The sequence below is a fragment of the Nocardia sp. BMG51109 genome, from assembly GCF_000526215.1.
Lineage (GTDB): Bacteria > Actinomycetota > Actinomycetes > Mycobacteriales > Mycobacteriaceae > Nocardia.
In genome coordinates, this window is record NZ_JAFQ01000004.1 from 7,518,334 (window position 1) to 7,540,771 (window position 22,438).

A 22,438-nucleotide genomic window follows, 5' to 3' on the forward strand; every position below is an offset into this window, starting at 1 on the left:
GCGCGTGCTTCCGGCCGTTCCGGCCGGACTCCATTGCGGGCTGTGCCAGTCGAGATCTTCGGGCCAATGGATCGGTTCGGTGCTTCCGGCCGTTCCGGCCGGACTCCATTGCGGGGACGGATTGAGCCGTCACCGATCCGGAGGAGCCGGACGTGCTTCCGGCCGTTCCGGCCGGACTCCATTGCGGGATGCCACACGTCTGCGTGGTGCAGTTGTAGTGAAGGTGCTTCCGGCCGTTCCGGCCGGACTCCATTGCGGGGTCCACGGCGTCGTTACATGCTGGCTATTGGTGATCGTGCTTCCGGCCGTTCCGGCCGGACTCCATTGCGGGGTGATGGACACGCAGGCGGCGCGGGATGCTGCGGCCGCCTGTGCTTCCGGCCGTTCCGGCCGGACTCCATTGCGGCCAGTCGCGTGGTGTGTCGTCGGCGAGCAGGCGCAGGATGGGCGTGCTTCCGGGTGCCTCCGGCCGGACACCATTGAGACCTGAACGGGATCGACTGCTGCGGCCGCCGTACATCGGTGCGGGCGCCGCCGACCCGCTCTGCACCCAAGTTTTGAAATATGCCGCGAATCTGAGTCGTTCGGGCCACCATCGAGTCATGACCGCCGAGGATTTGCTGCCTGCACGGATGCTGAACGAGTACGTGTACTGCCCTCGGCTGTTCCACCTGGAATGGGTTCAAGGCCGATTCGCCGATAACGACGACACTCGGCTCGGACGGCAGATTCATCAGCGAGTCGATCAGGAGGGTGGCGGGGTCCCGCTTCCGGAAGACGGCGAGATTCGGAATGCGCGGTCGGTGACACTGAGTTCCGAGCAACTCGGAGTAATCGCCAAGATCGACGTCATCGAGGGCGACGGCGGTTCGGTAGTGCCCATCGATTACAAGAAAGGCTCACCACAACCTGATGGAACACCCTGGCCCAGCGACGAGATACAGGCATGTCTACAAGCGATAGTACTGCGCGACAATGGCTTCCATTGTGACCGTGCCGAGCTGTACTATGCCGAAACGCGCCGACGCGTGACGGTAGAGTTGACCGAGGACAAACTCCAGTGGACTCATGCGACCGTACGTGAAGCCCGCGCCGCAGCGGACCAGATCTCCGCACCACTCCCCTTGGTCGACAGCCCGAAATGCATCCGCTGCTCGCTGGCCGGACTCTGCCTCCCCGACGAAACCAACGCACTGCTGGCTCGCCGCGAACAACCACCGCGCAGGATCGTTCCTCGGGACAAGGATCAGCGGCCGGTATACGTCACCGAACCGGGTTCCTTTGTCGGCGTTCGCAGCCAACGTCTCGAAATAACCCGCAACAAGGAGAAACTCGCGACGTTCCGGCTCATCGACGTCGCTCAGCTGGTCGTCTTCGGTCGCGTACAGGTCAGCACACAAGCCCTCCACGAATGTTTCGCCCGCGAAATCCCCGTGCTCTGGATGAGCACGGGCGGCTAGCTGATGGGGTTCGCCACCGGCCAGGCTCCCCGATATGCCGAACTCCGACGGCGCCAGACCGCCGCCCATGCGCAAGGAGGCGACGGCCTGGCACAGCGCATGATCGCCGGGAAGATCATCAACAGCCGAACCTTGCTGCGCCGCAACGCCCGCACCGACGTCACCGCACCGCTCGCCACACTCGATCGCCTCACTCGATCGCCTCACCGGCACAGCCCGTACCTGTGACAGCTTCATCACCCTGCTCGGCATCGAGGGCACTGCCGCGAGAATGTATTTCGACTCCTTCACGACCATGCTGTCACCACACGCAGCCGAATTCGCGGCCGAGTTCTCCGCCAACGGCCGCAACCGGCGACCACCCCGCGACCCGATCAACGCGTTGCTGTCATTCTGCTACGCGATGCTCACCAAGGATCTTGTCGCAGTCGCGCTCGGAGTAGGACTCGACGCATACCTCGGTATCTTTCACCGCTCACGCCACGGACGCCCGGCACTGGCACTCGATCTCGCCGAAGAGTTCCGGCCGTTGATTGCGGATTCGACAGTCGTCGGATTGATCAACAACCAGGAAATCGGCCCCAACGACTTCATCCGGCGCGGCGGTGGAGTCGCCTTGACTCCAGCCGGCCGCCGGACAGTCCTTCAAGCCTACGAACGTCGCCTCGACGTCGAGGTGCGCCACCCCACATTCGGGTACCGGATAAGCTACCGCCGCGTCCTCGATGTCCAAGCGCGAATACTTGCCGCCGTGCTCATCGGTGAACTCCTCGAATACATTCCGATGACAACGAGATAGCCGATGCCCCGCCGCCGCTACCTCATCGCCTACGACATCGCCGACCCGCGGCGCCTACGGCATGTCTGCACCCTCATGGAGGACCACGGACGCCGACTGCAGTACTCCGTTTTCGTCTGCGACCTCTCCCCCGCCGAACTCGCCGAACTCGAAGCGGCCGTCACCCGCACCATCGACCTCACCGCCGACAGCATCGTCCGCATCGACCTCGGCGACACCACAAGCCCGGCCACGATCACCACTATCGGATCCCGCCGCCGGTTCCCACCCACCGGACCACAAATCGTATGAACAACCCGGACCGGTACATTGCCAGTACCGCCACGCTCATTCACAACTCCACAACGGAACCGCCCTGCGAGCGGTCCAGTGACACCACGACACGCCTTCACCACTCGCACGCAGCTCACAGCACCTTTCCGCGAAAAACAACACCGAATTCCCGGGCGTGTCGAACACAACTCAGACCACCGCTCGCAACACCCCGCATCAACGCAGGTCAGACCCAACGAATTTCGGGAGCCGCGTGCTTCCGGCCGTCCCGGCCGGACTCCATTGCGCGGCGCAGGGTGTCGCCGTCCACTTTCGCCACCGGCGCGTGCTTCCGGCCGTCCCGGCCGGACTCCATTGCGGCCCCGCCTGTCTGCCCATGCATCGGGCGATGCCGCCCGTGCTTCCGGCCGTCCCGGCCGGACTCCATTGCGGCGTGCAGTTGATGTGCATCTGCATGACGGCCTGCGCCGTGCTTCCGGCCGTCCCGGCCGGACTCCATTGCGGCCGTATTGAGCGCTGGTGCACGCTGACGGATGCCGCGTGCGTGCTTCCGGCCGTCCCGGCCGGACTCCATTGCGGCCTGCGCTGGTACGCGTTGTCGACCGGGCTGGAGATCGTGCTTCCGGCCGTTCCGGCCGGACCCCATTTCGACCGGCAGCAGGAAGCGGCGCTTCTGATCACGGCACTCCGCCTGCCCCTGGGGGACTCCGGTGCAGAATCCCGTCACCGGCTATCGGGATCCGTCACGCGCTATCGCAATTGAAGTCCTGTCCAGCCGGCGCACCTACCAAACGGCGTCCAACCAACACCTTGTCCGCGTCGCTGCGGTCGACGACCAGGGTGTATTCCTCTCCACGGCAAGCATGAGAATCCAGACCCAGCACCCGGATCCGCGCACCACTATCGGCATCGACCAGAACCGAACCAGCACCTACGCTGCCAGCCACCAAGTGGCCGGTGACCAACAACGCATCGCGCCCCGGCAGATTCCAGACCCAGGTCACCATGAAATCGACATTGCCCGTCATTCCCCTCCTCGAAACGCACACCACGACAGAACAGGTCACCGTAGCCAGGTTCTCCAGCGGGCGAAGTGAGCTGCGCGGGAAATCGAACTCCGCGTATCCCGTTCTCAGTGCCGCTTGTCGATCGGATGTTGCCGGATCAGTGAATCTTTGATGCTGGGCGGTCTATAACGATCAACCAGATACCGTCTTCCTCGGCCGTAACACCCACCAGACCACTTCCGTCGTTTGCTGAGGTAAGAAATTCTGGTTCGCCTGGATCGGGCGCCAGATTCTCGGCGAGTTTTACCGTTCGGCCCATTCGGACCTGGTACCACGGATCGCCCCAAGCTCCTGTGCCGGATGGACTGATCAAGAATGTAGAGTCCTCGGCGACAATACCGGCGCTCCTGGCTAGATCCAACCATTTTGTGTTGACTTCATCGAGATATCCCTCCTTTTCGTCATCAATTACCATATCTGGAACGACACCGCCCCTTATGATAAGCTGCCATGCTTCCATTGTTTGAACTTCGCCAGCCTTGTCAACAGTTCCTATTACGGTCAACCCTGCTATCGTGAGCTTTTCCGCTGCATCTGACGTCACTGGTCGGATCTCCTGTCAGCCTCCGGGGTAATAGTAGTGACGCTTTCCGCTCACAGGGCGGTTACGTTCATTTTCGGTCCTGCTGTCTGCTTCTGAAGGGCGAATACCATTCCTTAGGTAGACCTTCAATCTTGGCAAGCTCAGCAATGTCGTCGTTTATTATGCCAAAGCACTTGAATGTCGGCGAATAATTCACTGCAGACATTGCGCTCTCACGAGTGAAAATGTGCAGTCTCCCGGCCGTGTCAGAAGATATCTTTAGCACAGCCCGGAAACCAATATCGTCGTCATTGTAAACCTCAGTCTCGAGCGATTCCTGAGGCGTGGAGAACTCGAGGTGCCATATAGTTTCCCAAGATTCATCATCGAGTTCTCGGAAGCCTCCCCAGGAGGTCTTGCGTAGATTCGCTACGGAGTACTCAATCGACTCGTTGTTCATGGGGTCACCTTCGCTATCCACTCCATCTCGCGATTGAGTATTTCAAATGATCTGGGATGGAAGATGGTTTCGTCCGGAACGCCTTCGCCGATTCCTCGGATTTCGATCAAACCTCCTTCTCGTAGGGACTGGTAGGTTGCTTCAGGGAGTCTTCCTACTATAACTGTAGAAGGCGAATTTGGGTCGACCCGGAGACCCCACTCGTATGCCGACTGGAAACCAGGGGATTGTCCACCTGCAACCTCATGCGTGAAGAAGGACCCGGGTCTGCTCATAGATCCTCCGTGGGTAGCCGCTTGGCCAGCTTCTGCGCTGATTCCATTATTCATGATATTCTCTGCATGTCCGAGCGAGGTGCCGTGGGCGAAATCTCGATGCCCGCAACTCTCAGGCATAAGGCCAAGTGGATCGGTCCATGTAGTGGGGTTGTGGGGATAGCTTATCGGATTGGGAGCAGCTGCGAGACCGAGAGGATCTTGAGTCAGGTACCGTGCAGTGGACGGATCATAGAAGCGGTGAAGGTTGTAGTGGAGATCGGTTTCCGGGTCGTGTACTTGGCCTGCGAATCGCAGCGGTGAGCCGTCTGTGCTCCACCATGCTGCGCGCCCCCACAGGCCGATGACGGCGAAGTCAGAGGACTCCGCAGTGCTGGGCAGAATCAACTCCGTCGGTGCTCCAGCCAAATCAGTAATAATACAGTGAAGTTCGACTTCGGTCGCGCCCTGGTGTAATGACTGGGCGATCGGTATGGAGGTTCCGGGCCAATATGACCAGCGTATTGCATAATCTGCGGCGGACTGCTCGACTAACTGAGTGCCGTCCCATGTGTAATCGGTCCGCTGAAGAGCGGAGTGGTCCGGCCGGAGGAGTTGTTTCGTAACCCGCCGCCCCATGGCGTCATAGGTATACCTCCACCACTGCCGATCGGGTGTGTAGACGTCGGTGAGTTGGTCGAAGGCGTTGTAGCGGTAGTGCCAGATGTCGGGTTTGTGGGAGAGGCGGGTTGTTTCTTTGCGGGTCAGGCGGCCGGATTCGTCGTAGTGGTAGCGGGTGCGGCCGTTTCGGATGAGGAGGTTGTTGTGGTATTCGCGGTGGGCTGTTGGTGTGGGGTCGGGTGATGCCGGGGTGGGGTGGTCGGGGAGGCTGCTGGTGATGTTGCTGAGTGGGTCGTAGGTGTATGCCTCGGTGAGGGTGCCGTTGCGGGTGATTGCGGTGACTCGGCCGATCTGGTCGAGGGTGTAGTCGCGGTGTTCGGGTGGGGTGGCTGCTCGGGTGACTGTGTGGCTGCTGAGGTAACCGTCTGGGCGGTAGGCGAATTCGTCGTGGCGGAGGTTCTGGGGGGCCGGGCGGTCGGAGCGGCCGAAGTTCAGTGCCTTGGGTGGGTGGGCGGTTACCGTTTGTTCGGTGATGCGGCCGATGCTGGTGAGGGTGCGGTGGACCGCTATCTCGCCGATTTTCCAGCCTGTTGGGCGGCCTGCTCGGTCGTAGGTGAAATCGACGGTGTGGCCGTCGGCGGATAGGCTCTGGATGCGGTTGGTGTAGTCCCATTCCCAGGTGGTTGTCGCTCCGGAGGGGGTTGTTCGCTGTGTGCGGCGGCCGTGTTGATCGTAGACGTGCCGCATCGGGGGCTGGTCGTCGAGCTGCTGGCTCGCGATATTGCCTGCCGGCGTGTAGGTGAATTCGAGCTTGTGCGTGGGCTCTTCGCCGGTTCCCGTGACGGCTGTCAGGACCCGGCCCGCCGAGTCATGGGTGTATCGGATGTATTCGCCTGTGTCGGCGGTGATGCCGGTGAGGCGGCCGAGGATGTCGTGGGTGTGGTGGCGGGTGACGCCGGTCGCGGGGGTGACGGTGGCGACTCGGTCGGTGTTGTCGTAGGTGTATCGGGTTGTGGCGCCGGTGTAGTCGGTTTCGGCGATCAGCCGCCCTGCCGGGTCGTATTCGTAGGTCCAGCGTTGAGCCAGTGGGTTGGTGACCGAGGTGAGTCGGCGTTGGGCATCCCACGTGTAGCGGGTGACCGATCCATCCGGTTCGGTGCGGGATGCCAGGAGATCGAAAGCGCCGTAGGCGAATCGGGTGACGCCGCCGGCGCGGTCGGTGTGGGTGAGGACGTTGCCTTCACCGTCGTAGGTCCATGTTTCGACATGACCGTCCGCGTCGGTGCGGCGCACCAGCTTGCCCGTGGCCGACCACTCGTGCCGTGTTGTCGCGCCGAGCGGGTCCGTGACCGCCAGTGGGCGGCCGAACCCGTCGCGGTCGATGTGCGTCACGGCGCCGTTCGGGTCCGCGACCCGGATGGGAAGCCCGGCGGCGTCCGTCTCGACAGACGTTCGGGCACCCGTGGATTCGGTGATCAGGGCGACTGCGCCGTTGGGGTGATGGGTGTACTCGGTCCGGGCGCCGGCGGCGTCGATCGTGGCGGCGAGGTCGCCGTCGTTGTTCCATTCCTGTTGCCGGACACTGCCGTCGGCGTCGAGGATCCTGGTGGGGCGGTTGCGGAACGTGTATTCGAGCGAGATCGTGTGTCCGTCGGGACGGGTGACTTTCGCGATGTCGCCTTCGCCGGTGTAGGTGTAGTGGGTGACGGCGCCGTCGGGGGCGGCGACTCGTAGCGGGCGGCGGTCGTCGTTGTAGTCGATGTGTGTGCGGCCGCCGGCGGGGTCGACGAGGTCGCGCAGTTGCAGGTCGTGGTCGAAGCCGTGTTGCGTTGTCGCGCCGAGGGAGTCGGTGACGGTGGTGAGGCTGCCGGTGTGGTCGGGGAATTCGAGGTAGTCGAAATCCGTGTCGAGGACGCCTGCGGTGCCGCGCTGGAACAGGACGCGGCCGGATTCGTCGTAGGTGTTGACCATCTGGTTGCCGTTGGAGTCGGTCCAGGTGGTCATGCGGTGGTCGTCGTAGGTGTAGCGGGTGGTCGCGGCGACGCCGTTGGTGACCGAGATCAATTCACCGGCGTTGTAGGCGAACTCGCGGACACGGACGAGGACGTCGCGGTCGAGGACGGAAAGGCCGGTGACGCGGCCGGATTCGGTGTCGACGAGCACGCGGTAGCCGCCGGAGTGGGAGACCTCGGTGGGGGCGCCGGTGGTGTCGTAGTGAAAGCGGATGCGGTTGCGGTGGCGGTCGGTGACCGCGGAGAGGGCGTAGTTGCCGAGGCGGGATTCGATGCCGCCGAGGCCGGGTTCGGGGGCGAAGTGCCAGATGAGTTCGCGTTGCTGGTCCCACACCCGGTAGCCGCCGGTGTCGGTGCGGGTCAGCGTCCAGCGCTGCCCGCCGGTGACCGGTGGGACGGCGAGGCCGGGTTCGGTGTGGGGGTAGGCGAGCATGATGCCGTCCTCGCCGAGGAAGGTGACGCCTTCGTGCTCGACCACCAGGCGCATGTCGAGGGTGGCCGACCAGGACGGCCCGAACCAGCGGCCGTAGCGGTAGTTGGAGCGATGCGTGCGGCGCAGCACCAGCCTGAGCACGCCCGGGAGGTCGGCATCGGTTTCCGGGAGCAGGAATTCGCCGGTGGCGATGTCGACCGGGTCCTCGGAGCAGGTCTTCTGGTTTTCGGTGCGGTCGTGTTCGGGTCCGGATTCGGTGGCGGTGTCGTGGGCGCCGTGGTCGGCGTCGGCGCGTTGCTCCGGTGTCCGGTTGGCGTGCTGGTCCGGGCCGGGGTGATGGTCGCCGACGCCGTCGTGGGGGCCGGTGCTGTCGGCCGGGTGTGACGGGTCGGGATGAGCCGGGTCGGGCTGCGTCGAATCCGGGTGCGAGGGCGTCGAATCCGGGTGCGGTTGGTCGTTGGTGGTTGGGTGCGGGTGGGTGTCGGCCGGTGTCGCTGATTCCGGCTGGTGTGGCGTGCTTCCCTCGCCCGGGTGTGCGGATTCGCGTGGTTCCGGGTGCGTGGCAGGGGTTTCCGGTCGCGGCGGGCCGTGACCGTCGGACGGCCCGGGTGATCGGCCGTCGGGAGTTTCCGGTGAGGCGTGCTGGCCGGGAGGTGTTCGGTCGGGTCGTGGGCTGCCCGAATCGGGGGCGGCCGTGTCGCTGTGTGGTGCCGGTTCCGCGTGCGGTCCGGCATCCGGATGCGCTGGGGCCGTGTCGTGTGGTCGTGTGGGCCCGCCCGGCTCGGTGCGCGGCGATGACTGGGGCTCCGGCGCGGCGTGCTGGCCGGGTTGGGTTCCGTCCGGGCGAGGGTTTCCGGACTCGGGTGCGGGTGTATCGGCGTGTGGTGCCGGGTCGTTCCGGTGTGTGTTGCCGCCGCTGTCCGGTGTGCCGGTATTCGATTCGGGTGCGGTGGGCTGGCTGGGTGTTTCGCCGGTGCGCGGGCTCGGGGTCGTGTCGCCCGCGTGCCCGGCAGGCCCGGTGTCGGCGGGCCCGTCCGGGCGGGTCGTGCCGGACGGCGACGGTCCGGGTTCGTGTGGCGCGGTGGATGTTTCGGCCGGGCGCGGGCCCGAGGGGCCGGGGGATGTCGAGGTGGTGTGGGTGCCGGGGTCGTGTGGTGTTGTCCCGGCCGGGGTTTCGGGCGCGCGTGGTGTGCTGGTGGGTGTTTCGGGCGCGCGTGGTGCGGTCCCGGTAGGGGGTTCGGGTGCGTGCGGTGTTGTCCCAGTGGGTGTTTCGGGTGCGTGTGGCACCCCTCGGCCAGGTGCGTGTTCGGCGATGTTGGTGGCGGCGTGGGTGACCCGGGAGACCTCGCTGACCTCCCGCACCGCGGACAGGGCCGGTTTGGCCGCGCCCGCGCCGCCGGTGCCGACGGTGGTGACCAGGTCACCGGTCAACGCGCCGGCGAACTCGGCCGGGTTCTTGCGCGCGTCCGACACGAGCGCCGAGACGGTGGCGCCGGGATCGGCGGCGGCGACGACCATACCGGTGCCCAGATCGGACATGCCCTGCATATACGCCGCCGGATGGGTCAGGTTGTAGGTGTCCATCGGCGACACCTGCCGCACGAACTGCACGATCCCGGTCGCGCTGGTCAGCAGGCCCTTGGTGAAATTCAGTTTCGCGTGTTCCCCGGCGGCGTTCAGGTCGGAGAAGTTCGCGGCCATCCGCTCGGTGAACGGCGGCTCGGTCGGTGCCGACTCCGTCGCCCCCGACAACCGACCGACCGCGGCGGTAGCAGCGTTGTCACGTTGCATCCTGGCCCCGCGCAGGGTTTCGCGCGCCGCGTCCCGCAGTACGGTCCAGGTGTCCACCAAAGGCGTGGTGGTCTTCTGCTCGCCGGTCAGCGCGTTCCACGCGGTCTTCTTCGCCCGCTCCTCCGCCTCGGCCTGTTTCCACTGCGCGATCGCGTCGGCGGCCTTGGTCTGGGCGGCGGTGACCTCGTGGAACCAGGCGTCGAGCACCCCCGCGGCGGCGTGCATGGCGTCCGAGCCGTCCCACCACAACTTCGGCTGCTCGGCGAACTCGGTGCGGAACGCGTCCGCGGTCTGCCCGCTCCAGTTCGCGATATCGACCTTGCGCAGCGCGTCCCCGGTCCGGCTGATCGAATCCCCCATCTGCTTCAACTGCTCGGCAGCACGGCTGATCGCCGCCGGATCCCCTCGCACCAGCTCTCGCGGGTCCTCGCTGTCACCCAGCTCGCGTTCGTCGACCTCACCCCCGGTCAGATCGACCAGGCGGTCACCGAGGTCGTCGAGGGTCTCCGCGACACCGCCGGCGCCGGCCCACCGCGACACCGCCGCCGCCTTGTCCAGGCCGGTGTCGGCCAGGTCCCCGGCCTTCTCGGTGACCGATTCGACCGCGCCCTCGACCGCGTCCCCGATCCCGTCGAAAACCCCCACAACTACTCGTGTCCCCCTTCACCGTTCATGATCCGCGCCGCCTCCTCCGCCGCGCCGGTGTTCCATCGGCGCGGATACCCGGTATTGGCCAGCATCTCCGGAGTGACCGCCTGGATCGCCTGCACGTTACGGCCGGCATGCTGATACGCGTCCTCGAACGACTGCCCGCTGTAGTCGGCGTGCCGGATCTGGTTGAACCCGTTGTCCGACAACGTATCTCCCCACGACCTGGCGTCGATCTGCTCGGCCGTCAGGTGCGCGTCACCCGCGATATGCGAATACATCTCCTTGAACGTGTCCGAGAACGTCTCGTCCATCTCATGAAACCGGCCCGCCGCCAGACCGAGGGTTTGCGCGATCGCGTTGCCGGCCTGCACCAGTGCCCGCACACCCCACGACCACCGCTGCGTGAACGTCTCCAGCGCCTTCTGCACCGAACCCTTCCCCGCCTCCAGTGGCGACAACGCCAGCAGCGAAAACCCCCGCCCCACCGCGCCGGTCTCACCCGTCCCCATCTCCGACAACTCCCCGACGATGCCGTTGATACCGTCCGCGGCCTGCCGCAACACCGCCGGATCCACCGTCACGTCCCCGGCCATCACCGCACCCCCACAGCGGTCGCCGCGTCCTCACCGACCCCGGGCGGAAACGCCACCGGCGCCGCCCCGCCCGCATCCACCATCACCCCCGCCGGCTCCGGCAGCGCCGCCGCGTAACCGGTCAGCCGCCACCCCCACAGCCTGTGATACCGATACTCCCCCTCCGGACCGACACCACGCCGAGCCAGCCACCCGGCCAACTCCCCGACCCCGGTGAACCCGGCAATCCACCGCACCCCACCCACCGTGTACGTGCAGACCCGATCGTCCTCGGTCACCGGCACCAGCAACACCGCCTCCCGCAACGCCGCCACCAGCAACCCAGGCTGCCCGAACCCCGCATAAAACGCCTGAACCTCCGACCGCAAGGCCGAACCGTCATCGTCGGACATGCCCGGTAGCCCCCTCCCTGGTCAGAAGCCGTGCACACCGCACTCGCAGCATACTGAATCGATACCGACCGAGGGGCCGTGCCCATTGCTCATCTGTCGGCCGACTTCACCCGAACCGGTACATTGCCAGTAGCCCTACGCTCATTCACAACTCCACAACGAACTCCTGCGAGCGGTCCAGTGACACGCCTGCACCGCTCGCACGCAGGTCACGGTGCCTTTCCGCGAAAACATCCACCGAACTCCCGGGCGTGTCGGACACCAATTGGGCCACCGCTCGCAACACCCTGCATCTACGCAGGTCAGACCCGACGAATTTCGGGAGCCGTGCTTCCGGCCGTTCCGGCCGGACTCCATTGCGGCCTGGAGTTCGCGCGGGACTCGCAGCCCAGCAAGGACGTGCTTCCGGCCGTTCCGGCCGGACTCCATTGCGGCGTGCGGGTCGGGATGTCGGCGATCATCTTCGCCGAGTACCAGTCGAGCGTGCTTCCGGCCGTTCCGGCCGGACTCCATTGCGGCGTGCGGGTCGGGGGTTCCGATGGCCGTGCGTGAGCGCGTGCTTCCGGCCGTTCCGGCCGGACTCCATTGCGGCGACCAGATGGTCCGGGCGCTCACGGGCTGCCCGATGTGCTTCCGGCCGTTCCGGCCGGACTCCATTGCGGCAAGAACAGAGTCGAGATCGAGACCGCTCGCGCGTACGTGTGCTTCCGGCCGTTCCGGCCGGACTCCATTGCGGCTTCGTCTCGTCGATGTTCTTCGCGGTGTGGTCGATGACGTGCTTCCGGCCGTTCCGGCCGGACTCCATTGCGCGAATGCCGAAGCGGCACATGCGGCAGACGCTCGCCCCGGCAGCAATAGAGCAGCCCTCCTCCGGGTGCCCGGAGGAGGGCTGCTACCAATCTGCTATTACAGCGACGAGTCGAATTCTCCGCTCGCCACGCCTGCGCTGAAAGCGTCCCACTCGCCGGGTGTGAAGACCAGCGCCGGGCCTGTCAGGTTCTTCGAGTCACGGAGGCCGACCATGCCCTCGTCGAGAAAAGCGACCTCGACACAGTCTTGGCTACCTCCGCTATGGCTGCTCTTGAACCACTGGGCCGTGGACAGATCAACGCTCACCTTGCGAACTCCCTTGCTTGCTCACGCAGCAGACGCCTGCTGTCTTGCACGCCCAACGCTACCTCCCGCAGGCCGACGTGCGCGCTCCGATACCGCTCCACGAGTTCGGGGTCATCGAAATACATGGCACCCGTGTACCCTTCGGCGTACACCACAGGCGGTTCGATCGGCTCTCCGTCTGCGGAACGGGGGAAGTCCAGGATGGTGAACGGTCCAGTCAGATCGCCCATCGGTACACCGGCCTTGAACGGCAGTATGCGGATCGTGATGTTCGACCGGGCACTCACGTCCGCCAGGTGCCTGAGCTGCGCCTCCATTATCCGTCGACTCCCGATCATCCTGTGCAGCGCCGACTCATCCAGGATCACCTCGATCGGCACAGGGTCTGCCTTCTTTGTCAGCATGACCTGGCGACGTATACGCATCTCGACACGTCGCGCGATCTCGCCATCCGATTCGGATGGATGCGCAAGCCGGGTCAGCGTTCGAGCATAGTCCGGCGTTTGCAGCAGACCGGGCACCAGTTCCTGGAAGGAGGTCAGTCTGACGGCTCCGGCCTCCAGACCCATGTACACGTCGAAGTTCAACGGGATCAGATCCCCGTACTGGTGCCACCAGTTCTTGTTATTCCCTTGCTGCGCAAGCCCTTTCAACGCCTCGGTAGTCGTGGCGTCGGCTCCGCAGACTCGGCAGATGGCCTCGATGTCCCAGAGCCTGATGCGGTCGGCGGTGCCCGTTTCGAGACGCTGCACAGTGGTAGCGCCGCGCTCGATACGACGTGCCAGTTCGGCGATCGTGAACCCCGCCGCCTGGCGCAATTCCCGCAAGTACCGTCCGAGCTGGCGACGAGGGAGTGTCGGACCGATATCCACCATGACGACCTGCTTTCTCTGGATGCGGCCACCCGGATCCGTGGATGGCCGCTCGAGGACCTATGGACGACGTGCTCGGACTTCTGATGAATCTCAATGGATTATCCATTTTCCGTCGTCCCCTGTCAGCCGATCCGCTGTGCTGGGCGATAGCAGCCAGAATGCCGTCGAGCTGGAAAGTCTCAGCAGCAGACGGTCTTCTGCCCCCAGGACAGGCCACGCAGGCCGCGCGGAACAGCTTGCACATCTGCGTAGCTCGTCGATGACAGCGGGGTTGCCGGACTTTTCTGGCGGCTGCTCAGAACCCACATCCATCGACTGGGAGCCGAACGATGACAGCCGATCAAGCAACACAGCCGGACAAGCCGGCGGGACAAGACAACAACCGGCCGGCGGCAGTCGGCTTCGTGCGCAACGACGTGTCCGGACTGGATTCACCCCGTCATGCGCTCGCATTGCGCCGCCATTCCGAGCAGTTGGGATACCGGTATCTGTACACGATCAGGCCGCCCGAGTATGCCGATCCGATCGAGTACGCCCTGAACTTCGTGGTCGGCATGAAGCTGGCCGCCGTAGTGGTATTCGACCTGGCGACGGTCGACCACTCCCCCGCGCGAGTGTGCGAGGTGTGCGACCTCGAAACCGTGTGCCCGCCGGAGACATGGGCTCGGGTCGCGCTGGGTGACCCGGACGCGCACGGGTTCCCGGACCGTCCCCTGTCGGTAGAGGAAGCGGTCCGGACCATGCAGCTGCACCTCGACTGCTCCGCTCAGCGGTGCCCGCGCAAGTCGACCGCATTCAATCGGCTGGTGGCCGCCGGGCGGCTGACACCACCGGCCACGACCGCTGCCGAACGTGCCCGAGAGCGTGGGGCTCCCCTGTCCGTGCCGGGTGCCGTCACGGCGTCACCGGCCACGTAATCCACTTGCGGCCAATGGAATCCGCCGGGGATGGCGAGCACAGGACGGAGATCGACGGATTGCGGGCCGTATGGCGTCCCACCCACGACATCGGCAGAGAGATCGAGGTCATGGCCGTGCACGACACCGGCGAGAACCCGGTGATCGACGTGACATTCGCGCCGGACACCGATCTGGCCGACGCCCGTGAACATCGGCCGAACTGGAATCGCCTGTGGGACAAGGTGAGGCGTGAGTTCTGGACCGAGTGCACCCTACCTACCGGAGCGCGAAGCGAAGGGGCACAACCGGACCCCGGAAGCTACATGCAGTGGGCGATCGTGACCACGGTCGGCTCCTGCGGCAACCACGACGGTCCGTGCCCGACCGGTGTCTGGGGTCCGTACAACAGCTTGACCGAGGCGGAATCGGCCGCCACGTGCATGTCGGCGGGCCACAGCCCGCACATCGTTCCGCACTGGCCGCGCCGCTATCAGCGGTAGAGGTCCCGCCTCTACCGCCCAGCCCAGGCCCGCCGGCTGAGCTTCGCACACCGAAGCCGTCGGCGGAGTTCGACAGTTTCTCAACAACGAATCCAAAGGTACTGAACCGCCTCATGGAACAAGTGACAGCGATCCGATATCCGAGCGTGGGTACGATCCGCTCCCTGTTGATCACGATGCTCGCGGCGCGCGCTCAGGACGTATCGCCGATACATACCGTGCACGTGTGGGGCTTCGCGTGCTCCGACCTCGACGCCGGCGAGGGCCGCGAGGTCGGCCGAATCGTGCTCGTACCCGAGCAGATCGGTCGCACCACACCCGTGCTGGACTGGGGCGAACAGTTGTGCCGGCGGATGCCCGGCACGTGGGGATTCGGGTTCGCTTACTTCGGATGGGTCGAAGCGTTCGACCCCGAGCACCCGATACCTGAAGATTTGCGGCGCGCATTCGACGAGGGCCGGATGACGGAGCGACCGGAGGCCGAACAGGTATACGCAGCACACGTTTTCGATGCTCGTGGGATGTCGTACGCCTCGTACCTTCCGGCGCACTCGTCGGGACTGGATGTCGTGACCGATGACGACGACACCCGAGACCGCGTGGACGATATGGTGGCGCTGTTTCGCGATGGGTCATTGTGTGCGGAAGTATGGGCGACCGCACTCACCTTGGACTCCGCCGGAAACGCCGACGTTCTCGAGCGGCTCCTCACCATCGAGTGAAACACACCTGACAACAAGGCATTTTCGCCATACGACGTTGTCTGGCGACACTACCAACCGGTTCTGGGCGCCGCGGCGGATCGTGTCGCAGCCGCATCCCGGGCCGGTACATTGGCAACACTGCCTCCACTCCGTGCGGCCTCCACGATGTCTCGCATGCTGAGGTCAGCCCGCCCGCCCGTGCTCATTGACAACTCGACAGCGGAACCGTTCTTGCGAGCGGTCAAGTGACATCTCGACACGCTTGCACCACTCGCATACAGGTCACAGGCACTCTCGGTCGAAACTCCCAAAGTATTTCCGGGCGTGTCGGATACCAATCTGCCCACCGCTCGCAACAGACCGTATCGGCAGGTCAAGCCTGCCAAAATTCGGGAGCCGTGCTTCCGGTCATCCCGGCCGGACTCCATTGAGGACAGCCGACCATGGTGAACGAGGAAGGTCCACCAGACGTGCTTCCGGCCGGACTCCATTGCGGGGTCCAGCACCTCGAAAACGTGATAGAGGTCGGCACCGTGCTTCCGGCCGTCCCGGCCGGACCCCATTGCGGGACGCATGTCGGCGGAGACGGTGACACGGGCACACTCGTGCTTCCGGCCGTTCCGGCCGGACTCTATTGCAGCACCTCGTCGCCAGTACCCTCGGGCGCCTCCGGCACACCGTACTTCTGGCCGTTCCGGCCGGACTCCATTGCGGCATCCGGTATCGGTGCATGAATCCGTGGTGTCGAGACCAACACGCCGACACGACACGCCGATACCTGGCTGGACCATTGACCGTCAGGAAATACGGGCGGCGTTGTGCGAGAAGCGAAATGCATTACTTCCCGGTCGGCGTTGTTTCGCATCTTCGATCTCGGATCGGCGGTTGGGCCATGTCCGTGTTGCTCGAGTTCGTTGTGGGGCGGGGCGTCGCTCAGCGGAGTCCGGCGAAGAGGTCGGTTTCCTGGGCGGGGGCCGCCGCGACACGGTTGTAGTGGCGGACGAAGGTTTCGGTGGCGAAGATCATCTGTTGCAGTTCGGAAGGCATCCGCAAGAACGGCACGCTGTCACTCTGGCTGCCGTGCGCCTCCAGCGCCTTGACCTTGCGCTGGGTGTAGGAGGCCACGTCCACGACCGTGGTGATCTGATCCATCGGCGTGCCGAAGTTCTCCGGCGGATCGAAGTCGATAATGCCCTGTGCTCGTAGAGCTTTGAACATCTCGAGGGAGCTTTCGCGCGGAATCGCGGTGTAGTAGAGCTTGTCCGGGATATCGGTTGCCGCTGCCGCGGCCAGCGCGACGCGGTTGGCCTGGATATGGTCGGGGTGGCCGTAGTTGCCGTTTTCGTCATACGTGACGACCACCTGGGGGCGGTACTGCCGCATGAGGTCCGCGAGCCGTGCGGCCGCCTGCTCGACGGGGATGTTCCAGAAGGCATCGGGGTCGTGGTTGGCGTCCCAGCCGTCCATTCCCGAGTCGCGATAGCCGAGCAGCTCGACGTGCTCGATGCCCAGTAGTGCCGCCGACTCCTGGAGTTCCGAAAGCCGTTGTGCCCGTACCGCATTCACGTCATGGCCAGGCTCGCCGGGCTTGATCCCGCCGGGCGCATCGCCCTGCTCGCCGTTGGTGCAGGTCACCAGGACCGTCCGGATACCGTCGGCGGCGTACCGCGCGAGAACCCCACCGGTGCCGAGAACTTCGTCGTCCGGATGGGCGTGTACGGCCATGATCGTCAGTCGGTCGGCCATCGGACCCCACTTGTCTGCGCTCGGCAATTCGATGCTCTCACTCTACGGATGAACACCGACACCCCAGCGGTGATTCCGCCTGCCGCAGAATCCAACAGCCGGCGCACCCTGCGCGCGAAATCTGCTCCTGCGGAGAGTGGGCGGGCCGATCTCGGGACGTGTGACACCGGCGGCAACCGTACCCGGCCGACTAGTTGACCAATTTTCAAATTTGGTCATATAGTCATATTCATGTCTCCCGGAGCCCGTGCCCACACCGATGCGGCCCGTCATCGCCGGGCCGAGCACCTGCTCGACGTCGCTGCGGAGTTGCTGCTACGGCTCGGCTACCGGCGCGTGACCGTCGACGACATCGCCGGCCGGGCGGGGGTCGGGAAGGGCACCGTCTACCTGCATTACAAGACGAGAGACGAGCTGTTGCTCGCAGTTCTGCACCGTGAGGTCGTGCGCTCCATGGACCAACTCGTCACGGCGCTGCGCGAGGACATGACGACGATCGCGCTGCATCGGCTGACCGAGGTCCATTTCCTCGGCGTGATGCGGCGGCCACTGCTGCGGGCGCTGTACACCAGCGACCCGGACGTGCTCGGCAAGCTCGCCACCGAGTTGCATGACAGCCAGGGCTTTCGCCACCACGACATATTCGACGACTACTTGCATCTGCTGGCCGATCACGGGCTGTTACGTGATGACCTCTCGATCGACGAGATCTCCTACGGCTATCACGCGGTCCTGCACGGCTACCTGAGCGAAGACGCCTACGACCGTGGCGCACACGACATTTCGCTGGAGCACAAGGCGCGATTGCTGGCCACCACCGTGCATCGGACCTTCGAACCTCCGAGGGTGTCGCCCGAGGCCATTCAGAAGATCGGCGAGCGAGCGGTCTGCTTGTTCGCCGAGGCAGCCGACCGAGGCCGCGAACACCTCCACCCGACGACCACCTGAAGGAACAGCATGTACATCGGAACCCTGATCTACGAGCAGGGCGCCACCGTGACCGATCTGGTGGAACGCGCTCGCACCGCGGCCGGCACGGGGATGCGCAGCGTCTGGCTGGGCCAGGACTCCGGCTGGGACGCGCTCACCGCGGCCGCCGTGATCGGCCGGGAGGTCCCGGCGGTCGACGTGGGAACGGCGGTCGTTCCCACCTATCCACGGCACCCGCTGATGCTGGCCGGCCAAGCCCTGACGGCGCAATCCGCCATCGGCTCCCGGTTGACTGTGGGCATCGGTGTCAGCCATCCGCACATCGTCGAGGGGCGATTCGGTTACTCGTTCGAGCGTCCGGCGCGGCATCTGCGGGAGTATCTGCAGGTGTTGATGCCACTGCTACACGGCGACAGTGTGTCCTTCACCAGTGAGCGCCTCACGGCCGCAGGGAAGATCGACGTCCCGCGGCCACCGACCCCCTCGGTGCTGATCGGCGCCCTGGGGCCGACAATGCTGAGCATCGCCGGGGAGCTGGCCGATGGCACGGTGACCACATGGATCGGGCCGTCGGCCTTGGACAGTCACGTCGTTCCGCATATCACCCGCTCCGCCGAAGCCGCGGGCCGCCCGGCACCCAGAGTGGTGGCATGCCTGTTCGTCGGTGTCACCGACGACGAGGCCGCCCTCAGAACCTCGCTCGCCGACCGCTACCGGGCGGTGAGCACGATCGCCAGCTATCGCACCGCGATGGACCGCGAGGGTGTGAGCGGACCGGAACACACCGCGATTCTCGGCGATGACAACACCGTCGAACGGCAGATTCGAAGCCTCTTCGACGCGGGAGCGACGGAACTGGTCGCGATGCCCGTCGGCACCGAAGCGGAGCAAGCACGCACGGCGGACCTGCTGGGCACCCTCACGAGCCGCAGGCGACCGGGCGGGCGGTAATGGAGCCGGCATGGTGGATCCGAAGAATCCGCCTCCAGTTCACCCGCGCGGCAGACCCAGCACTCGCTCGGCGATGATGTTGCGCTGGATTTCCGAGGTGCCGCCGGCGATGGTGTGGGCGAAGCTGCGGGCGTAGCGGTCGAACCAGCCCGGGGCCGTGAGTTCCGGGTTCAGCGGGCTGAACTCGCCGGTGACGGTGGCATGGTCGAGACCGTCGATTCCTGCTGCGTCGAGTGCGTGTTCGGAGGCGGTCTGCACGGCTTCCGAGCCGAGGAGTTTCAGTACCGAGAGCCCGGCGGCGTCGGCGTTGCCCCGGGCCGCTCGGGCCAGGGCGGCCGAGCCGAGAAGACGCAGGGCGTAGCTGTCGAGGACGAGAGTGGCGTAGTGGTCGGCGTCCAGAGGGGTGGTGGGGCGGAAATGGTCGACCAGGTGGTCGAGGCGGTCGGAGTAGCTGAGCCACAACAGGTTTCGTTCATGGCCGAGTGATCCGTTCGCAACCTTCCAGCCCCCGTTCAACTCACCGACCAGATTCTCCTTGGGGACGACAACGTCGCGGAAGAAGACTTCGTTGAAGTCCAAGTCGTCCGGATCGGGGAGGGAGGCGAACGGGCGGCGTTCGATACCGGGAAGGTCGGTGGGGATCAGAAGGGCCGAGATTCCGCGGTGTTTGGCGGCATCCGGGTCGGTACGGACGAAGGTCAGGATCACGTCGGCGTCGTGGGCGCCGGAGGTCCAGATCTTCTGGCCGTTGACCACGAAATGGTCGCCGTCGAGGACCGCGCGGGTGCGTAGGGCGGCCAGGTCGGAGCCGGCGTCCGGCTCGCTCATACCCATTGCCGCCGTGCGCTCGCCGCGCAGGATGGAGCGCGCCCACTCGTGTTGTTCGGGTGTGCCGAACGTGATGAGTGAGGCGGCGACGATGCCGAGGCCCTGGGGGTTGTAGGACTGGTAGATGCGGCGGCGGGCCAGTTCCTCGCTGTGCACGTACTGCTCCAGGACCCCCGCGTTGCGGCCGCCGAACTCCGGCGCGTAGCCCGGGACCAGCCAGCCGTGGTCGAACTGGACGCGCTGCCACCGCCGGGCCCAGTCCGGGACGTGGCCGGTCGAGCGCGGGCGTTCCACCGCATCGGCCTCGGGCGGAAGATGCTCGTCGAGGAACGCCACGAACTCGGCGCGGAACTGCTCGACGTCGGCGTCGAAGGTCAATTTCACGGCTGCGCTCCCCGCTCGTCACCGGCGTCGAAAGTCGATCTTACGACGCTACGTTCGTTCGTCATCTGCCTCGGAAGTCGATTCACGATCCTCCGCCCGATTCGCCGGCGGGAGACGACGTCGAAGAGCGCCGTGCCGCACCGCTATCGGGAGTCGCCGCAGGTGCGATGGAGATCGACTTGACGTCGAGGAATCCCTCCATGCCCTCGCGGCCGAACTCACGGCCGATGCCGCTGGACTTCACGCCGCCGAAGGGGGCGGCCGGGTCCATGCTGTAGGGCTGGTTGATTCCCAGTGTGCCGCTGCGGATTCGGTGGGCCACGTTCAGGCCGCGGTCGATGTCGGGGGTCCACACCGAGCCGGAGAGGCCGTATTCACTGGCATTCGCGAGGTGGACGGCTTCGTCGTCATCGCTGTACGGAACGACGCTGAGAACGGGGCCGAAGATCTCCTCCTGGGCGATGCGCATCGAGTTGTCTGCGTCGACGAACAATGTCGGGCGGATGTACCAGCCGCGATCGAGGCCGTCGGGAAGTCCGGGCCCGCCGACCAGCAGGCGGGCGCCTTCTGCTTTCCCCTGGTCGATGTAGGACGACACCCGTTGCTGCTGCCGGAATGTCACCATCGGGCCGATCCTGGTCGCGGGGTCGAACGGATCGCCCACGGCCAAACCCTCGACGACGCTCGCCAATGCGTCGACGAACTCGCCGTACCGTTTGCGTGGCAACAGGATCCGCGTCTGGGCGACACAAGCCTGGCCGCTGTTCATCAGGCCCGCCACCGTCATTCCGGTCGCGACCGCCTCAGGATCGGCGTCGTCGAGCACGACCGCCGCCGACTTGCCGCCGAGTTCGAGGCTGACCTTGCGCAACGCGGATCCGCACGCGGCGGCCACCTCGCGACCGGCTGCGGTGGAACCGGTGAAGGAAACCTTGTCCACGCCGGGATGCGACACCAGATACCGACCGACGTCGCGACCGCCGGGAAGGATACTGACTACGCCCGGCGGCAGGCCGAGTTCGGCGAGCAACTCGGCCATCACCGCGGCGTCCAGCGGCGTCTCCGGCGACGGCTTGAGCACGATCGTGCATCCCGCCAACAGGGCCGGGACCAGCTTCGCGACCGTCAGGAACATCGGCATGTTCCACGGAATGATGGCGGCAACCACGCCGACCGGCTCGCGGTGAACGCCGACATCCGCACCCAAGGCCCCGGATCTCGTTTCGTGCCAGGGGTATTCGGCCGCAACATCAGTGAGAGCGCTGATCATGAATCCCGGCAACCGCGCCTGGGCGGACCGGGAGAAGGTGATCGGCGCGCCCATCTCGCTGGTGACCAGCTGCGCGATCTCCTCACGTCGTGGCTCGTACCGCTCGGCCAGCTTCCGCACGATCGCGACGCGTTCCTTCGGATCCAGCCGCGGCCACGGACCGTGGTCGAAGGCTTCCCGCGCCGCCGCCACCGCGCGGTCGACGTCGGCCGGCGCCGCCGCGGGCACCCGCGCGATCGGTTGCTCGCTGTGCGGAGAGATCACGTCGATCGTGTCGGTGGTGCTGGGGGCAACCCAATCACCACCGATGAACAAATGTTCCTGTGTCTGCATGGTCACCTCGGACTGGTCGGCTGTCGGAGGACAGTACTGATCACTATGGCGCGCCGACCGCATTTCCGACCGGGCACAGGTAATCAACGGTTGGCACAGGGTATAGGGTGTGCCAGGCTCAGAAGGACTGTGCCCGAAGGTTTGTCGGGCTGCGGTATCAGCACGGCAACATCTTCAGCGCGGCACATCACCACCTCCGAACTCATCGACTGCGCGGCGCCCATCAGTTCACGCTGTGTGCGTAGCGATTTCGCGGTAGAAGCGGACGGTGGGCGGTTTATCGGTGCGCAGGCCGACCGGCGCGGAGAATCGGCCGGACTTCGTGGCCTCGGCAAGTCGGGCCTCCACGGCCGCTACGTCATCCGCCTCGATCTCGTAGACGGCGACGAAGGCGCCCTCACCGGTCAGAGGTGCGAATCTGCGTGCCGAGACCAAGCCGTCGATGCCGAGCATCTCCTTCATGTGCGTACTGTCGTACCACTCATGGTAGGCGGCGGCCTCCTCGGCGGAGTTCGGCTCGGACTCGACGTAGAGTATTCCTCTGGCCATCTGCTGTCTCCGTGCGTTGTGCGA

19 protein-coding genes, 1 pseudogene and 3 CRISPR repeat arrays (1 of these 23 cut by a window edge) are annotated in these 22,438 nt (G+C 65.4%); of the genes and pseudogenes, 8 read left to right on the plus strand and 12 right to left on the minus strand.

The annotated features are described in order from the left end of the window. Positions 1-485: direct repeats of the CRISPR family, unit length 36 nt; unit sequence GTGCTTCCGGCCGTTCCGGCCGGACTCCATTGCGGG (it extends 435 nt beyond the left edge of the window). A gap of 147 nt (positions 486-632) precedes the next feature. The 3 genes and pseudogenes from cas4 to cas2 all read left to right on the plus strand — a co-directional run bounded on the left by cas4 (position 633) and on the right by cas2 (position 2,550). After that, positions 633-1,688: pseudogene (gene cas4, locus D892_RS49300) on the plus strand (CRISPR-associated protein Cas4). Between the two features lie 7 nt (positions 1,689-1,695). Next, positions 1,696-2,259, plus strand: a complete 564-nt coding sequence (gene cas1, locus D892_RS49305; protein WP_255360310.1) for a CRISPR-associated endonuclease Cas1 — start codon at positions 1,696-1,698, stop codon at positions 2,257-2,259. 3 nt (positions 2,260-2,262) lie between these two features. Next, positions 2,263-2,550 carry a CRISPR-associated endonuclease Cas2 gene (gene cas2, locus D892_RS0135405; protein ID WP_024805792.1) on the plus strand — a complete coding sequence of 96 codons (288 nt, stop codon included), beginning with the start codon at positions 2,263-2,265 and terminating at the stop codon, positions 2,548-2,550. A gap of 234 nt (positions 2,551-2,784) precedes the next feature. After that, positions 2,785-3,182: a CRISPR direct-repeat array (repeat unit 35 nt; unit sequence CGTGCTTCCGGCCGTCCCGGCCGGACTCCATTGCG). Between the two features lie 93 nt (positions 3,183-3,275). Here cas2 and D892_RS0135410 read toward each other — a convergent pair. The 8 genes from D892_RS0135410 to D892_RS0135435 form a co-directional block, all read right to left on the minus strand. Continuing rightward, entirely contained in the window at positions 3,276-3,560 is a 285-nt protein-coding gene (locus tag D892_RS0135410) for a hypothetical protein (protein WP_024805793.1), read from the minus strand. Between the two features lie 136 nt (positions 3,561-3,696). Beyond that, a complete protein-coding gene (locus D892_RS47315; protein ID WP_156959838.1) occupies positions 3,697-4,143 on the minus strand; it encodes a hypothetical protein in 447 nt (148 codons plus the stop codon). 67 nt (positions 4,144-4,210) lie between these two features. Next, positions 4,211-4,582 carry a hypothetical protein gene (locus tag D892_RS47320; protein ID WP_156959839.1) on the minus strand — a complete coding sequence of 124 codons (372 nt, stop codon included), beginning with the start codon at positions 4,580-4,582 and terminating at the stop codon, positions 4,211-4,213. After that, positions 4,579-10,338 carry a putative T7SS-secreted protein gene (locus D892_RS44235; RefSeq protein WP_024805794.1) on the minus strand — a complete coding sequence of 1,920 codons (5,760 nt, stop codon included), beginning with the start codon at positions 10,336-10,338 and terminating at the stop codon, positions 4,579-4,581. The genes D892_RS47320 and D892_RS44235 overlap by 4 nt, the downstream gene beginning before the upstream one ends. Before the next feature lie 2 nt (positions 10,339-10,340). Continuing rightward, positions 10,341-10,937 carry a type VII secretion target gene (locus D892_RS0135420; protein ID WP_024805795.1) on the minus strand — a complete coding sequence of 199 codons (597 nt, stop codon included), beginning with the start codon at positions 10,935-10,937 and terminating at the stop codon, positions 10,341-10,343. Then, positions 10,937-11,329, minus strand: coding sequence for a hypothetical protein (locus tag D892_RS0135425; protein WP_024805796.1), 393 nt, complete (start codon positions 11,327-11,329; stop codon positions 10,937-10,939). Before D892_RS0135425 ends, D892_RS0135420 begins: the two co-directional genes overlap by 1 nt. A gap of 327 nt (positions 11,330-11,656) precedes the next feature. Next, positions 11,657-12,140: a CRISPR direct-repeat array (repeat unit 34 nt; unit sequence GTGCTTCCGGCCGTTCCGGCCGGACTCCATTGCG). 95 nt (positions 12,141-12,235) lie between these two features. Beyond that, positions 12,236-12,445, minus strand: coding sequence for a DUF397 domain-containing protein (locus tag D892_RS0135430; protein WP_024805797.1), 210 nt, complete (start codon positions 12,443-12,445; stop codon positions 12,236-12,238). Then, complete coding sequence (locus D892_RS0135435) at positions 12,442-13,320, minus strand: helix-turn-helix transcriptional regulator (protein ID WP_024805798.1); 879 nt, start codon at positions 13,318-13,320, stop codon at positions 12,442-12,444. The genes D892_RS0135430 and D892_RS0135435 overlap by 4 nt, the downstream gene beginning before the upstream one ends. Positions 13,321-13,649: 329 nt before the next feature. On the opposite strand from D892_RS0135435, the gene D892_RS0135440 reads away from it, so the two are divergent. The 3 genes from D892_RS0135440 (at position 13,650) to D892_RS0135450 (ending at position 15,441) form a co-directional block, all read left to right on the plus strand. Further along, a complete protein-coding gene (locus tag D892_RS0135440; RefSeq protein ID WP_024805799.1) occupies positions 13,650-14,237 on the plus strand; it encodes a hypothetical protein in 588 nt (195 codons plus the stop codon). A gap of 14 nt (positions 14,238-14,251) precedes the next feature. Continuing rightward, positions 14,252-14,719, plus strand: a complete 468-nt coding sequence (locus D892_RS0135445; protein ID WP_024805800.1) for a hypothetical protein — start codon at positions 14,252-14,254, stop codon at positions 14,717-14,719. 146 nt (positions 14,720-14,865) lie between these two features. After that, positions 14,866-15,441, plus strand: a complete 576-nt coding sequence (locus tag D892_RS0135450; protein WP_156959840.1) for a hypothetical protein — start codon at positions 14,866-14,868, stop codon at positions 15,439-15,441. 915 nt (positions 15,442-16,356) lie between these two features. Here D892_RS0135450 and D892_RS0135455 read toward each other — a convergent pair. Continuing rightward, entirely contained in the window at positions 16,357-17,169 is an 813-nt protein-coding gene (locus D892_RS0135455) for a PIG-L family deacetylase (protein ID WP_024805802.1), read from the minus strand. A 231-nt stretch (positions 17,170-17,400) separates the two neighbouring features. Between D892_RS0135455 and D892_RS0135460 the strand changes: the two genes are divergently transcribed. Both D892_RS0135460 and D892_RS0135465 read left to right on the plus strand, forming a co-directional pair. Next, complete coding sequence (locus D892_RS0135460; protein ID WP_024805803.1) at positions 17,401-18,117, plus strand: TetR/AcrR family transcriptional regulator; 717 nt, start codon at positions 17,401-17,403, stop codon at positions 18,115-18,117. A 9-nt stretch (positions 18,118-18,126) separates the two neighbouring features. Further along, a complete protein-coding gene (locus tag D892_RS0135465; protein WP_024805804.1) occupies positions 18,127-19,050 on the plus strand; it encodes a TIGR03564 family F420-dependent LLM class oxidoreductase in 924 nt (307 codons plus the stop codon). A 39-nt stretch (positions 19,051-19,089) separates the two neighbouring features. On the opposite strand, the gene D892_RS0135470 is transcribed toward D892_RS0135465, so the two are convergent. The 3 genes from D892_RS0135470 to D892_RS0135480 form a co-directional block, all read right to left on the minus strand. Continuing rightward, positions 19,090-20,262: an acyl-CoA dehydrogenase family protein gene (locus D892_RS0135470; protein WP_024805805.1), complete on the minus strand. Its 1,173-nt coding sequence runs from the start codon at positions 20,260-20,262 to the stop codon at positions 19,090-19,092. A gap of 82 nt (positions 20,263-20,344) precedes the next feature. Further along, positions 20,345-21,865: an aldehyde dehydrogenase gene (locus tag D892_RS0135475; RefSeq protein WP_024805806.1), complete on the minus strand. Its 1,521-nt coding sequence runs from the start codon at positions 21,863-21,865 to the stop codon at positions 20,345-20,347. A gap of 228 nt (positions 21,866-22,093) precedes the next feature. Further along, positions 22,094-22,414, minus strand: coding sequence for a hypothetical protein (locus D892_RS0135480; RefSeq protein ID WP_024805807.1), 321 nt, complete (start codon positions 22,412-22,414; stop codon positions 22,094-22,096). Between the last annotated feature and the right edge of the window lie 24 nt (positions 22,415-22,438).

Coding starts and splice junctions, on each gene's coding strand:
- D892_RS0135440 (WP_024805799.1), top strand. CDS start 13,650: ATGACAGCCGATCAAGCAACACAGCCGGACAAGCCGGCGGGACAAGAC.
- D892_RS0135420 (WP_024805795.1), bottom strand. CDS start 10,937: ATGGCCGGGGACGTGACGGTGGATCCGGCGGTGTTGCGGCAGGCCGCG.
- D892_RS0135435 (WP_024805798.1), bottom strand. CDS start 13,320: ATGGTGGATATCGGTCCGACACTCCCTCGTCGCCAGCTCGGACGGTAC.
- D892_RS0135455 (WP_024805802.1), bottom strand. CDS start 17,169: ATGGCCGACCGACTGACGATCATGGCCGTACACGCCCATCCGGACGAC.
- D892_RS0135410 (WP_024805793.1), bottom strand. CDS start 3,560: ATGACGGGCAATGTCGATTTCATGGTGACCTGGGTCTGGAATCTGCCG.
- D892_RS47320 (WP_156959839.1), bottom strand. CDS start 4,582: ATGAACAACGAGTCGATTGAGTACTCCGTAGCGAATCTACGCAAGACC.
- D892_RS0135425 (WP_024805796.1), bottom strand. CDS start 11,329: ATGTCCGACGATGACGGTTCGGCCTTGCGGTCGGAGGTTCAGGCGTTT.
- D892_RS0135465 (WP_024805804.1), top strand. CDS start 18,127: ATGTACATCGGAACCCTGATCTACGAGCAGGGCGCCACCGTGACCGAT.
- D892_RS0135475 (WP_024805806.1), bottom strand. CDS start 21,865: ATGCAGACACAGGAACATTTGTTCATCGGTGGTGATTGGGTTGCCCCC.
- D892_RS0135445 (WP_024805800.1), top strand. CDS start 14,252: ATGGAATCCGCCGGGGATGGCGAGCACAGGACGGAGATCGACGGATTG.
- cas2 (WP_024805792.1), top strand. CDS start 2,263: ATGCCCCGCCGCCGCTACCTCATCGCCTACGACATCGCCGACCCGCGG.
- D892_RS0135460 (WP_024805803.1), top strand. CDS start 17,401: ATGTCTCCCGGAGCCCGTGCCCACACCGATGCGGCCCGTCATCGCCGG.
- D892_RS0135480 (WP_024805807.1), bottom strand. CDS start 22,414: ATGGCCAGAGGAATACTCTACGTCGAGTCCGAGCCGAACTCCGCCGAG.